Source organism: Hahella sp. HNIBRBA332, assembly GCF_030719035.1.
Taxonomy (GTDB): Bacteria; Pseudomonadota; Gammaproteobacteria; order Pseudomonadales; family Oleiphilaceae; genus Hahella.
This window is the reverse complement of the sequence record NZ_CP132203.1, coordinates 3,846,320-3,857,500: the sequence shown is the minus strand read 5'-3', so window position 1 is coordinate 3,857,500 and position 11,181 is coordinate 3,846,320. Positions and strand designations below refer to the sequence as shown.

The following is an 11,181-nucleotide window of genomic DNA, read 5'->3' as shown; positions in this document are numbered from 1 at the left end:
ACGGAAAGACCCCGTGAACCTTTACTATAGCTTCACAGTGGACTTTGAACCTGCTTGTGTAGGATAGGTGGGAGGCTTTGAAGCGAGGACGCCAGTTCTCGTGGAGCCATCCTTGAAATACCACCCTGGCATGTTTGAGGTTCTAACTCTGACTGGTAATCCCGGTCGAGGACACTGTGTGGTGGGTAGTTTGACTGGGGCGGTCTCCTCCAAAAGAGTAACGGAGGAGCACGAAGGTGCGCTAAGTACGGTCGGACATCGTACGGTTAGTGTAAAGGCAAAAGCGCGCTTAACTGCGAGACAAACACGTCGAGCAGGTACGAAAGTAGGTCTTAGTGATCCGGTGGTTCTGTATGGAAGGGCCATCGCTCAACGGATAAAAGGTACTCCGGGGATAACAGGCTGATACCGCCCAAGAGTTCACATCGACGGCGGTGTTTGGCACCTCGATGTCGGCTCATCACATCCTGGGGCTGAAGCCGGTCCCAAGGGTATGGCTGTTCGCCATTTAAAGTGGTACGCGAGCTGGGTTTAGAACGTCGTGAGACAGTTCGGTCCCTATCTGCCGTGGACGTTGGAGATTTGAGGAGAGTTGCTCCTAGTACGAGAGGACCGGAGTGAACGAACCGCTGGTGTTCGGGTTGTGATGCCAATCGCATTGCCCGGTAGCTATGTTCGGACGGGATAACCGCTGAAAGCATCTAAGCGGGAAGCCCCCTTCAAGATAAGATCTCCCTGAGGACTTGATCCTCCTAAAGGGCCCTTGTAGACCACGAGGTTGATAGGCTGGGTGTGTAAGCGCTGCGAGGCGTTGAGCTAACCAGTACTAATTGCCCGAGAGGCTTGACCATATAACACCGAAGTAATTTACCGGTATTGATTGAGTATAACTGCTTATCCAAGTTAAAGGTCTTCTGACCAAGCGCCAACTAGACAAGCTAGAACTAAGACAAAGCTTAACGGTTTTGCCTGATGATCATAGCGGACTGGAACCACCTGATCCCATTCCGAACTCAGAAGTGAAACAGTCCAGCGCCGATGGTAGTGTGGATTCCCATGCAAGAGTAGGTCGTCGTCAGGCTCTTAATACGAAGAACCCGTCCTCGTGACGGGTTTTTTTATGCCTGGAGTTTATGCCCAGGCCAGGCGTCAGAGCCCCTCTTACTATTCCCGTAGAGCGCTTCATCTACCCCTAATTACTCTAATCCGTTTCAACCGGACTAAATTTCGAAAAAGAAATATCATTAAATTTATGTAGTTATAAGTGTTTTTTACTGGAAATTATCAACACTTATCGACTATAAATATTAGAGTCTATAAAATAAGCGATTCCGCCACTAAAAAAAGTATTGTCATGGCGGAGCTTGCTTGAATCAGCAGGGACGCAAAATGTCATTGACGACGGAAATATAACCTCATTGTCGTTCTGCTATGCGTGTAAATTGGTTGTGGACAGTTTTGGCGCTGATTATTGGCGTCCTTCAATTCCGTCTTTGGGTGGGCGAAGGGTCTTTCGCGCAGGCCTGGGTGCTTGATCGTCAGGTTGCGAGCCAGAAAGAAGAGAACGAGCAGTTGGCGGAAAGGAATCGCAGGCTTGAGGCTGAAGTAATGGAGCTGAAACTCGCGCAGAGCGCGATAGAAGAGAGAGCCCGCAGTCAGTTGGGGATGGTATACCCTGACGAACAATTTTATTTGCTCATCGAAAATTGAACCTTTCTTGATTTTCCTTATTCGCATCACTGATACTAGCCCGGTTTTTGCAGAAATCGAGCTTGATTAGTATTAGTAGACAGTATGGAAGAGCATAAGCTTTGGGTGATAGTGCCCGCCGCTGGCGTTGGCTCTCGCATGGGAGGCGAACGCCCTAAGCAGTATTTGAAATTGATTGATCGAAGCGTTCTTGAACATACGCTGGATCGACTATTATCAGCGCCAGGAATATCACAGATCTATTTGCCTCTTCACCCGCAAGACAAATGGTGGCCTGAGATTGCTGACAAGTATATTGGAAAAGCAATACCGGTAGCCGGTGGGACGGAGCGGTCGAGTTCAGTGCTCAATGCCCTAGAGAAGATAGAGCCTCATGCCACTATTGAAGATTGGGTGCTCGTCCATGATGTAGCTCGCCCCTGTTTTCGCATCAACGACATTTCCAACCTGATGCAGTCGTTATGGAATACTCAACCCGGCGGGCTTTTAGGCGTACCTGTTGCAGACACAGTAAAAAGGACTAGTGAGGCGGGCGAAGTGTTAGACACTGTGCCCCGAACTAATCTCTGGCGGGCGTATACCCCACAAATGTTTCGGTTTGGCGCTTTATTGGCGGCTTTAAGGCAGGGGATAGAAAAAGGCGTCAACATCACTGATGAAGCCTCAGCCATCGAAGCTCAGGGCTTGAGACCGTTAATGGTAGAGGGGCATAGCGATAATATCAAAATTACCCATCCCCAAGATTTACTTCTGGCGGAGATATTCTTACGCCGTATTATGCAGGAAGAAGAATGAGTTTATTTCGAGTCGGCCATGGCTTCGATGTCCATGCGTTTTCCGAAAGTGGCGACTTTATTGTCATTGGGGGTGTGAGCATTCCATACGAACGCGGCTTGAAAGCCCATTCAGATGGCGACGTCTTACTACATGCGATATGTGACGCATTACTGGGAGCGGCGGCCTTAGGAGATATCGGTAAGCATTTTCCTGATACAGATCCTTCGTTTTCCGGCGCAGATAGCAGAAACCTGCTTCGGTCTGTGATTAGCAAACTGCATGAGAAGGGCTATAAGGTAGGGAATATTGATGGAACTATCGTTGCGCAAGCCCCTAAGATGGCCCCACATATAGAAAGTATGCGGATCAATATTGCTGCTGACTGCAATGTTCCGATTGATTGTATAAACGTAAAAGCCACTACCACAGAAAAACTGGGTTATACCGGCCGTAAGGAAGGCATTGCCTGTCATGCGGTAGCATTGCTTGAGGCGCAAAAGAACTGATATGAATTTTGATCTTAACTTCCCTGGACTTTGGACTGACTTGGCGCCTGGAATATGGCGTCAAACACCGGAAGACTTCGGCGTGAATGAATTATGGACGCCTCCGGATTCAGGAGGAGAGCATATTTTATTACATGTTGAAAAACGCGGGCAGAATACCGAGTGGGTGTCTCGCAATATCGCGCGCTTTTGTGGCGTGCGTGATTTCGATATCGGACTGATGGGATTGAAGGATCGTCATGCAGTGACGAGACAATGGTTTTCCGTTTATTTAGGGAAACGTCCTGAGCCAGATTGGAGTCAGTTACAGATTGAAGGTGTAGAGGTTCTCAGCGTTACTCGTACGCAAAAAAAATTACGCCGTGGAGATCACTCAGGAAATGCTTTTAAGATTTGGGTTAGACAGGTGGAAGGCGCCCACGAGCAAATCGATGAAAAGCTGTCATTCATTAAGGCGAATGGTTTTCCTAACTATTTCGGAGATCAGCGCTTTGGTCATGATGGCTATAACTTACAACGTGCGCATGCATGGTTCGTAGAAGGCCAAAAACCAAAAAAGAAGGCCCATCTGGGTATGTATTTATCTGCGGCGCGTTCTTACTTGTTTAATGAAGTTCTGGCTGAGCGCGTTCGACGAGGTGACTGGTCGACAATGATTGAGGGGGATGAAGGTGCTCCCGCCGCTAGTTCTGTGGCGTGCGAAATCATCGTTCCCACTGGCCCTATGCTAGGGGGGGCTGAGTTCTTGTCCGGGATGGCCGGAGAGGTTGAGCAACAGCGAACGGCGTCTTTATCAGAGTGGCTGACCGCAATTCACAAAGACGGCGCGCGTACAGCGAGGAGGCCTTTTGTCGCCAAGCCTGTAGATATGAGCTGGCAGTGGCTCAATAACGATATTGAGTTGACGTTTTCTCTTGGCTCCGGCTGTTTCGCCTCTGTATTGCTGGACCAAGTATTTAGATTAAACTGATTCCAGCCAAACCTGTTTACTAATAGCTCCTCCCATTGCCACTATCATTGATGCAATTGACTGCAAAAGGCAGGTGATGAGGGAGTAGCGAAAAAAGGAAAAGCGGTAGTGAAATTATTATTGTCCAATGACGATGGCGTGCATGCGCCAGGTTTGTCAGCTCTGGCGGATGAGCTAAAGAATATTGCTGAAATTCGAGTGATTGCGCCAGATAGAGATCATAGCGGAGCGAGTAACTCGCTGACGTTGACGCGTCCTCTGATTCTGCAGAAAACCTCACAAGGTTTTTTTGCTGTTGACGGTACGCCGACAGACTGCGTGCATATGGGGCTGAGCGAAATGTTCGGTTATGACGCGGAGCGGGTTGTCTCAGGCATTAACTCTCACGCCAACCTGGGAGATGACGTTTTGTATTCCGGCACTGTTGCTGCGGCGATGGAAGGACGTTTCCTGGCGCAACCTGCAATTGCTGTGTCATTGGTAAACAGGGGGCTAGAGAACTACGCTACAGCAGCGAAAGTGGTCGCTAACTTACTGCTCAGGCAGTTGAAGTCCCCCATCGCTCCGCGCACAGTACTGAATGTGAATGTTCCTGACGTGCCTTTGGATGATATTCGCGGGATTCAGCTGACCCGTTTGGGACACCGTTTGAAAGGCGGAGAGCCGCATGAAATTGTGGATCCCAGAGGCCGCAAGCGTTACTGGATTGCAGCGGCGGGGGAAGGGGACGACGCTGGACCGGGTACGGATTTTTATGCAGTAGAGCACAACTATGTCTCCATTACGCCTATTCATGTTGATATGACTCGCTATGACGCCTTTAACCAACTACAGGATTGGCTGGGAGAGACTGAGTGAACTTCGACTTGCAAGGCATAGGCATGACATCGCGGCGCACGCGTCTGCGTTTGATTGAGCGCTTGCGGAAAAACGGAATTCAGAATGAAGCAGTGTTGGAGGCGATGACGGAAATTCCTCGGCATATTTTTGTCGATGAGGCTCTCGCGCATCGGGCCTATGAAGATACTGCTCTGCCGATAGGACACTCCCAGACGATCTCGCAGCCTTATATTGTGGCTCGTATGACTGAGCTGCTGTGCAGCGGTTGGAAGCCGAAACGAGTGTTGGAAATTGGCGCCGGCTCCGGTTATCAAACCGCTATTCTGGCGCGGTTATCCACACAGGTTTATACCGTTGAGCGGATTGCGCCGCTGCTGGAAAAAGCGAAACTGAGATTCAAGGCGCTAAAGTTAAATAACGTTAGCGCGAAGTTGTCCGATGGGCGTTGGGGGTGGCCTGAACAGGGGCCTTTCGACGCAATAATGGTGACTGCAGCCCCGGAGCAGACGCCGTCGGAGTTGCTGGAGCAACTGGCGGATGGCGGACGTCTTGTCATTCCGGTTGGCGGCGGAAGCGAACAGATGCTGAAGGTCTATAAAAGGCAAGGCGCTGAAATAGAGGAGAGCAGTTTGGAGCAGGTTCGATTTGTGCCTTTGTTAGGAGGCGTTGTTCGATAACATGTGGAAGACTTATCTGAAAGGCGTGGCCATGGGAGCTGCGGATATAGTTCCTGGCGTGTCAGGTGGTACGATTGCATTTATTTCCGGTATATACGAACGGCTGATTTCAGCTCTTGGGCGTGTTCGGCCAGGGCTGATTAGTATCTGGCGCAAGCAAGGATTTGCAGCGGTTTGGAAAGATATTGATGGTACTTTTCTGGCGACATTATTCGCAGGCATTCTCACCAGTGTCTTTACGCTGTCCAGAATCATTAGCTCTCTATTGCAGAGCCACCCCAGTCTGATATGGGCTTTTTTCTTCGGTTTGATTCTTGGCTCCGTTTGGTTTGTTGGTAAGGCGATCAGAGAAAAGAATGCGCTTAGCGCATTGTTAATCGGATTGGGCGCTGCGGTGGCCTATGCGTTGACGGCTTTGAGTCCCACCAGCCTGGAGCCGACCTATCTGAATTTGTTCATAAGCGGCGCCATCGCCATTTGCGCTATGATCCTACCTGGTGTTTCAGGTAGTTTCCTGCTTTTACTTCTTGGCATTTACGGTCCGGTCCTGGCGGCGGTGAAAGGTTTTGATATCCTGCCTTTGTCCATCTTCGCTTCAGGATGTCTGATTGGCTTGCTGTCCTTCACTCACCTGCTAAGCTGGTTATTAAGACGTTACCACGATTACACCCTCGCTGTTCTGACCGGCTTTATGCTGGGCGCTCTCAACAAAGTCTGGCCATGGAAGTATACGCTGGAATATCGTATTGATTCTCATGGGGCTCAGGTCCCTCTTGTGCAGGCGAACGTTTTCCCCTCTCGTTACGAGGTGATTACCGGTGAGCCGGCGCAAGTGTTAATGGTGGCGGCATTGTTCGCTATTGGCGCACTGATGGTGGTTGCGCTGGAGAAAGTGAGACTTGGTTATCAAAAATGAGACTTCACTTTTAGGAAATTAAGTCACGTTAGTGTTACTTATTTTCCTTGCCTGTGTTACCTCCGGTATCAGGTATAACGAGCGCACCCGACGGCATTGGATCTATAACTCTACAGAATATAGTTGTAATTTAACTACTTAGGAGGCCAATTTAGAAACTTTTGTAAATAATGAGAATAATCTAGGCTGTATTAATTCCTTTTTGTTTTAAAAAAAGCTAAAAAGTGCATTGTCTAAAATCCCAAAAACACAGGTTTTGTAACAGACTGTATACTGGTAATGGCATTTTTTATGCTTTGAGATCGGTCGCTTTGTCGATCACGATTTTCCTGTGCGCCTGCACGTCTCCTTCTATATATAGAGACCCTGCTTTTAACCCTCCCGTGTACTGGGGAAGCCATGTTGTAGAGAAAGGCGACACGCTTTATTCCATCGCCTGGAGATATGGTCGAGATTATAAAGAGTTGGCTCGTATCAATCGGATATCCGCTCCCTACATGATTAAGCCAGGACAGCGGATTTCATTGGTTGTACCTGATGGCTACCAGACTGCGAGCACGCAGCCATCCAAGAAAACCAAAAGAACGACCACTAAAACCAAGAAGACTTCACCTGTTAAACCCAAGAAAACCACTCAATCTAAAACTGCTCAAGCGTCCGTTTACAAAAATACACAAAAGAAAAAAGCTCCTGTAACCAGCAAAACTGATCGAATTGTTACCGGATGGGGGTGGCCCCATCATGGCCCGATTATTGATACTTTTTCTATTGCAGGCGATATCAATAAAGGTGTCGATATCGCCGGTAAAATCGGCGACCCGGTTTTAGCAGCGGCCAGTGGCGAAGTAGTGTATGCGGGTAATGGTTTGCTAGGTTATGGCAAGCTGGTGATTCTGAGCCACGGCGATGAATACATCAGCGCTTACGCGCACAACAGCAAGATACTGGTCAAGGAGGGAGACCTCATAAATCGCGGGCAGAAGATAGCCGAGATAGGTGAGACAGGGACCAACCGACCGATGTTGCACTTCGAAATAAGAAAAAACGGCAATCCGGTTGACCCTCTCAAATACCTACCAAAACGATAAAACTTGCGCCTGAGCAAGTGCAAAACGTCATCAATACCCCGCAAGGGGTTAACGAGAGCAGGGCATCATCATGGCAGCAGAACGTGAATCTTACGCAGAAGATTTAGCTTACGATGTTGATATCGATTTGGCCGAAATTGAGGCTGAAGAGTTTGAAGACGATGAAAGTGATGTTGTTGTCTCGATTGATCAAGGACGTACCGGTCGTTTCTCCCTAGGCGAAGGCCAATCCTACAGAAACCTCGACGCCACTCAGATTTATCTGAACGAAATCGGTTTCTCCCCATTATTAACCCCGGAAGAAGAAGTTCATTTTGCGCGCATGGCGCGTCGCGGCGATGAGAAAGGCCGTAAGCGCATGATTGAGAGCAATTTGCGCTTGGTCGTGAAAATCGCCCGCAGATATGTGAATAGAGGCCTGAGCCTGCTTGATCTCATTGAGGAAGGCAACCTGGGTCTGATTCGCGCCGTTGAAAAGTTTGATCCCGAGCGCGGCTTCAGGTTTTCAACCTACGCGACATGGTGGATTCGTCAGACGATTGAGCGCGCCATCATGAATCAGACAAGGACGATCCGTTTGCCGATTCACGTAGTTAAGGAATTAAATGTGTATCTTCGCGCGTCACGCGAACTGACCCAGAAACTGGATCATGAGCCCAGCGCTGAAGAAATCGCCGACTTGCTGGAAAAGCCGGTGAAGGATGTCAAACGTATGCTCGGTTTGAACGAGCGTATCACCTCCGTCGATTCGCCGATTGGCGGCAACGCGGAAAAATCCCTTCTCGATACCGTCGCCGATGAGGCGAGCAATGATCCTGCCGAGTTGTTGCAGGATAGCGATCTTAAAGGCTGCCTGGACCGTTGGCTTGACCAATTGTCTGACAAGCAACAGGAAGTGATCGCCCGTCGTTTCGGATTGCGCGGTTATCCCATGAGCACATTGGAAGAAGTAGGGCAGGAAATTGGCCTGACTCGGGAAAGAGTGCGCCAGATTCAAGTGGAAGCGCTCAAGCGCATGCGCGAACTGCTGGAGAAAGAAGGTTTGACCGGAGACACGCTGTTTAAGTAACTTTTGGTTACACAGTCGTAACAGTAAAAAGGGCGCATCCAGCGCCCTTTTTTAATGGTCCGGTTAGACTTGCTGTCAGGAATGTCTTGCGCCTATAGTTGCGAACCAGCTCGCATAACCCGGTATAACTGCCCTTTTTACCCTATCTACTGCTTTTGCGGGCTGCCTATAATGGTGTCCGCTCGGCGATTCGGTATTACGCCGCACCATCGAGCGCTTACAAACAATAAGCAGCAAATAATTTAAATAACAATCAATGCAACTAGGGATGAAATATGAAACAACTAATCTCTGCACTTGTGCTCTTGCTGGTTCTATCCCCTTCCTCGCAGGCCGCCAAAGTGGCTGGCGTCGATATTCCCGACACGCTTAGCGCGGCGGGTTCTGAATTAAAGCTCAATGGCGCCGGCGTGCGCTCCAAATGGTTCATTGACGTCTATGTGAGCGGTTTATATCTGCCGCAGGCGAATAAGGATGCTTCTGCGATTGTGAAAGCGGACGAGCCTATGGCGATCAAGCTGCATATGGTTTCCGGTATGGTGACCAGCGAAAAGATGCAGAAGGCCACCACCGAGGGTTTCGAAAACGCGACCAATGGCAATACGGCTCCAATTAAAGCAAATATCGATAAGTTTATTGGCGTGTTCGATGAGGAGATCCAGGAGAATGACGAGTTTGACTTGGTGTATCTCCCAGGCAAGGGCGTAGAGGTGTACAAAAACGACGCGCTTGCAGCCACTATTGATGGCGGCGTTGCTTTCAAAGAAGCCTTGTTTGGTATTTGGTTATCCGACAAGCCGGCTCAGGAAGACCTCAAGAAGGCGATGCTGGGCGCAAAATAGTCGCGGCAATATCTTCTTTATCACATTTCACAGCCGAAGGCGGCTGGCTTTTCTGGTTAAAGGCGGGGATTCCCGCCTTTTTCATTTCCAACGTTCCCCGCTGATGCCTCAATTTACCGTCGCTGATGAGCGCTATTGGCGATTTCGCCCTTTTTATTCAGTTAGGGTTAAGCTGCCGCAGGGTATAAATAGACTCACATAAAGGCAGTGGCGATGGGGTCGAGTAGTGAAATCAGGTCCCGTCGCAATTTCGAAAAATATGAGAATGGTGTAGGAAGATAATGTTGTCGAATCGCTTCAAAAGGCTCGCGGGAGTGGCGTTGGTGGCTTTAGCTGTAACAGGATGCGCGCACCGTAACCTGATCAAGGATGGGGAGGAGTATTACGCTCAAGGCCGTTATGAACTGGCGGTTGAGAGGTATGAAGAAGCCTTGAAGTTAAAGCCCAACGATAAGGATACCCAGAATAGGCTGCAACAGGCGCGAGGAAATTATACCGCGTGGCTGAATCAGGTGAGAAGCGCCGCCAACACGGCCTATGACCGCAATAACCTGGGTAAGGCCATGCTGCTGTACGGCAAAGTGGCGCAGGCGACGCATGAGCAGTTCGCCTGGGACAGATATAACTCCGCTTACCAAACGATAGCGACGCAGCACCAGTTCCGGATTCAGTTGGACAGCGACAGGCGCGTTTTCGGAGATGATTTGGGGTATGGCGTAGCCGGCCTGCAGCTGGTCAATAAGGTTAACAGCAAGCTTGGCAATGAAGCGCGCGTGAGCATGTCTCGGGCGCCCGTTCACTATAATCTGAGCGAGTCTGTTGTGCAGGAAGTGCAGCAGTATGTCAGCGGGCAAGTGATGGTGAGCAATCCGGACTTTATTCGTCTGCAGGGAGATGTGTCTGATCAGCGATATCAGCTGGATCGCGCGAAAGACAATCTGCGTGACGCCCGCCGCGACTTCAAACGTGAGCGTCGTGAGCTGGAGGCGGCGGAACGGGATCTGGCGAGAGAAGAAAGCGCACTGAACAAGCTTAGCCCCACGGATCCACAATATGACTCACAAAAGAGGGAAGTTGACCGTCTGAAAGACAAGGTTTCCCGTCACCGGGAAGACGTGCGTCGAGCTGATGATGAAGTAGATAAAAGAGGCCGCAAACTGGATCGGGCGGACCACAAGCTTGACTCTTTGCTGACTGAGTTTTCGATTGTTCCGCCGACCGTATTGGAAGATGTTTATTCCGACTATCACTACGAGAGATACATTCTGACCAAGACCGCCAGTTCAGCATTAGTGGCGGAAGTGGATGGCCGTCGTAGCGAAACGCCGGTGAATGTGGTTTCCGAAGACGATTATTACGATGACCACTACACGATAGGCTTGGCGCGTAAATCGGCGATGGTGGAGTCCGATCTGGATATGGAAAGCCGCCTCAATAGTGAGGTGCGTATCGCCGCCCAAAACAGACTTAAAGCCCTCGTGTCGGACTATAAGCAGTCGTTGTTGCTGGAAGCAGCGCAGGTGGTGGGTAACGACGACCGTTTCGACGCCTGGGTAGCCCATGGCGTAGCCGGTTCGCCCGGTGTGGACGGCTTTCTGGCGGACAAAATGCGCCAGTACCTTGAGCTGGAGCTGGGAAGAGGCGGGGAGCTGGATATCAACGCATTACTGACGCTACACCCTGGCGCGTAAGCGATCACTGTTTGGCGAAATGAAAAAGGCGGTATTACCGCCTTTTTTGCGTCTGTAGCCAAGAATACAACTACGTGATTAAAAAAATCAGGCGA

11 protein-coding genes and 2 rRNA genes (1 of these 13 running past the window's edge) are annotated in these 11,181 nt (G+C 49.9%); all 13 read left to right on the top strand.

The features are described from left to right. A 23S ribosomal RNA gene (locus O5O45_RS17075) occupies window positions 1-851 on the top strand (it extends 2,040 nt beyond the left edge of the window). Between the two features lie 117 nt (window positions 852-968). Next, a 5S ribosomal RNA gene (gene rrf / locus O5O45_RS17070) occupies window positions 969-1,081 on the top strand. Window positions 1,082-1,458: 377 nt separating this feature from the next. Beyond that, window positions 1,459-1,710: a septum formation initiator family protein gene (locus O5O45_RS17065; protein ID WP_459077232.1), complete on the top strand. Its 252-nt coding sequence runs from the start codon at window positions 1,459-1,461 to the stop codon at window positions 1,708-1,710. 84 nt (window positions 1,711-1,794) lie between these two features. After that, window positions 1,795-2,505 carry a 2-C-methyl-D-erythritol 4-phosphate cytidylyltransferase gene (gene ispD, locus O5O45_RS17060; protein WP_305900583.1) on the top strand — a complete coding sequence of 237 codons (711 nt, stop codon included), beginning with the start codon at window positions 1,795-1,797 and terminating at the stop codon, window positions 2,503-2,505. Next, window positions 2,502-2,993, top strand: a complete 492-nt coding sequence (ispF, locus tag O5O45_RS17055; protein WP_305900582.1) for a 2-C-methyl-D-erythritol 2,4-cyclodiphosphate synthase — start codon at window positions 2,502-2,504, stop codon at window positions 2,991-2,993. Before ispD ends, ispF begins: the two co-directional genes overlap by 4 nt. Before the next feature lies 1 nt (window position 2,994). Next, on the top strand, window positions 2,995-3,963 hold the full coding sequence (gene truD, locus O5O45_RS17050) for a tRNA pseudouridine(13) synthase TruD (RefSeq protein ID WP_305900581.1): 969 nt from the start codon (window positions 2,995-2,997) through the stop codon (window positions 3,961-3,963). A 108-nt stretch (window positions 3,964-4,071) separates the two neighbouring features. Further along, window positions 4,072-4,821 (top strand): 5'/3'-nucleotidase SurE, encoded by a 750-nt coding sequence (surE, locus tag O5O45_RS17045; RefSeq protein WP_305900580.1) that lies wholly within the window; start codon window positions 4,072-4,074, stop codon window positions 4,819-4,821. Continuing rightward, on the top strand, window positions 4,818-5,480 hold the full coding sequence (locus tag O5O45_RS17040) for a protein-L-isoaspartate(D-aspartate) O-methyltransferase (RefSeq protein ID WP_305900579.1): 663 nt from the start codon (window positions 4,818-4,820) through the stop codon (window positions 5,478-5,480). Before surE ends, O5O45_RS17040 begins: the two co-directional genes overlap by 4 nt. 1 nt (window position 5,481) lies before the next feature. Then, entirely contained in the window at window positions 5,482-6,396 is a 915-nt protein-coding gene (locus tag O5O45_RS17035) for a polyprenyl-phosphate transporter (protein ID WP_305900578.1), read from the top strand. Between the two features lie 311 nt (window positions 6,397-6,707). Further along, entirely contained in the window at window positions 6,708-7,484 is a 777-nt protein-coding gene (locus O5O45_RS17030) for a peptidoglycan DD-metalloendopeptidase family protein (RefSeq protein WP_305900577.1), read from the top strand. A gap of 70 nt (window positions 7,485-7,554) precedes the next feature. Next, window positions 7,555-8,553, top strand: coding sequence for an RNA polymerase sigma factor RpoS (rpoS, locus tag O5O45_RS17025; protein ID WP_011395785.1), 999 nt, complete (start codon window positions 7,555-7,557; stop codon window positions 8,551-8,553). Between the two features lie 275 nt (window positions 8,554-8,828). Continuing rightward, window positions 8,829-9,395, top strand: a complete 567-nt coding sequence (locus O5O45_RS17020; protein WP_305900576.1) for a chalcone isomerase family protein — start codon at window positions 8,829-8,831, stop codon at window positions 9,393-9,395. 323 nt (window positions 9,396-9,718) lie between these two features. Further along, window positions 9,719-11,086, top strand: coding sequence for a tetratricopeptide repeat protein (locus tag O5O45_RS17015; RefSeq protein WP_305900575.1), 1,368 nt, complete (start codon window positions 9,719-9,721; stop codon window positions 11,084-11,086). Window positions 11,087-11,181 lie beyond the last annotated feature (95 nt).